A 2,185-nucleotide genomic window follows, 5' to 3' on the forward strand; every position below is an offset into this window, starting at 1 on the left:
CCCGCTTCGGTAGGTGTTCGTTAGAACTTGATGCGTCCGCTAAAGCGCACGGTACGATTGCTGGTGGAGAGTACGCTGGTGATCTGGCCGAAGCCGGCGTCATTCACGTTGGCCGTGGGATTGCTCCACTGCGGCGTATTGGTTACGTCGAACGACTCAGCCTTCAGAACCACAGCAATCTCTCTCCAGATGGGGATATTACGCGTGAGTCCCACATCCAGATTGAAGTAGCCGGGGCCACGGATAGAGTTACGGCCGACGTTTCCATTGGCAGTCGCATTCGGCAGCTTGGTGATGTTGCCGTTATTTACGAAGTAATACGGATACGTAGTGGAGCCGCTGGTGTACTTCGTTCCACTGAGTTGCAGCGGGCTCACCTGGTTCGGAACAACTGTGTCGCCGTTACCGGCCTGCGAGTTATCCGTAATCTGGAACGGACGTCCGCTGTAGTAGGTCATGATGGTGTTCATATCCCATCCACCGACGAGGTTGCCGACAATTCCCTGGTTCAGGAAGCGACGTCCGCGACCGACCGGCATCTGCCACACGGTCCACAGTACATTGAGGTGTTTGCGGTCGAACTGCGAGTTGGCGAAGTTACGCTTCTGCAACGCCGGAGTATTGAAGGCAACGGCTCCGAGCGTACTGTCCGCATCGTAGTTATTCATGTAGTGCGACCAGGTGTAGGAATAGCCATACTGCAACTGCGCAGAGCTACGATTGCTCAACTGCAGTTGCAGGCCGGAATACTTTTCGTCTGCCCACGGAAGGACATTCAGAATGGTTCCGGTGTAGCGCTTCGCGCCACCTGGGCCGTTCGCATTGGCAAAGAGTGGACGACTGTTGGCGCCCAGAGTGCTGACGCCACCGGCATTGATATCGAGACCCACGACCTGACGCACGTGATGCGTGCCAACATAGCCAATGTTCAGGACGAGCCCCTTGAACAGGTCACGATCGACAAACAGGTTCCAGGTTTCGATATAACCGCGGCGCCACTTCTGCGGAGCGGTCTGTGTCGTGTAGTTGTACGGCAGCGGCACAATACCGGACGAGATATCCGGCGCGCCTACGGTCGGAACACCCGCAGCCAGGGTTCCGCTCGGCAGCGTATTCATGTTCGGCGCCGATGAGTTCGCAGCTGTAAGCGCACCTGCGGGAACATAGTTATTGGTGCCGGTATTGTTCAGCGTAATCAGCGCCGGATAAGAGTCGCGGAAGAAGCGGAAGTTTTCCGGATCGACCGTTAGCCCCGTGCCGGAGCGGATCACTGTCTTGTCATTGATGCGGTAATTGATTCCGAGACGAGGCACCAGCATGCCGTGTCCAACGTCTTCGCCAGTGTCAGTCGGTACATTGCCACGGCCACCGATCAACACATTGCTGGTTGAGGGATCGAAGCGGAAGACGCCAGTATGATCGCGGTTCGCGAAGGGATAATACTCATAGCGAACGCCATAGTTGATAGTCAGGTTTGACGTAGCCTTCCAGGTGTCCTGCGCGAAGAAGCTGAAGCTCGAGAAGCGTGGGCCGTTCGGCTGGAACATCTGGACTGTCTTGCCGATCGCCTGCGGCATACCGAGAAGAAGATCGGCCACAGCACGATAGTAAGTAGGGCCATCAGCGGTAACGCCACTGTTATTACCGGTCACACCACCAGAGAAGGTGAACTGGCCACGCGGACCGGCATTGTTTGCTTGGAGGTGGTTGATGGCGGAGTGTACGTACTCACCGCCGAAACGCATCGTGTGGCGTCCGCGGATCCAGGAGGCATTGAGGTTGCTGACATACTGCATGTCGCGGAACTGGAACGGATTGGATTGGATGTAGTTTCCGAAGCTTGAGTTGTTGGCGACGATAAAACCAGGCGTACCAGACTGGAACGGCGTAGAACCGTTGGTTCCGGAGATACCCAGCGTATCGAGACCTACATTGGTTCCGTAGTCCGGAGCGCGTGCAGCGAGATTGATGCGTACAAAACCGACGTTCCCGTCGATCACAAAATTGGGCGTAACGACATACGAGGCGCCGATACCGATGTTCTGGATCGTTCCAGGTGCAGATCCAGGCTGACCTCCATCCCAGGTATTGCCGATCGCATTGCCAAGCGCCGGAGGATCAGTGATCTGCGAGCGCTGTACGGAGTAACGGCCGAAGACCGTCATCTTCGTCGTTGGGTTATAAG

General features: G+C 56.3%; 1 protein-coding gene. It reads right to left on the bottom strand.

The window, feature by feature from the left end:
- Positions 1-20 precede the first annotated feature (20 nt).
- Positions 21-2,185, bottom strand: a 2,165-nt coding sequence (locus tag AB4043_RS23255) for a TonB-dependent receptor domain-containing protein (protein WP_442308233.1), incomplete at its 5' end; no start/stop codon positions are given.

It is taken from the genome of Terriglobus sp. YAF25, assembly GCF_052113305.1.
Taxonomy (GTDB): Bacteria; Acidobacteriota; Terriglobia; order Terriglobales; family Acidobacteriaceae; genus Terriglobus.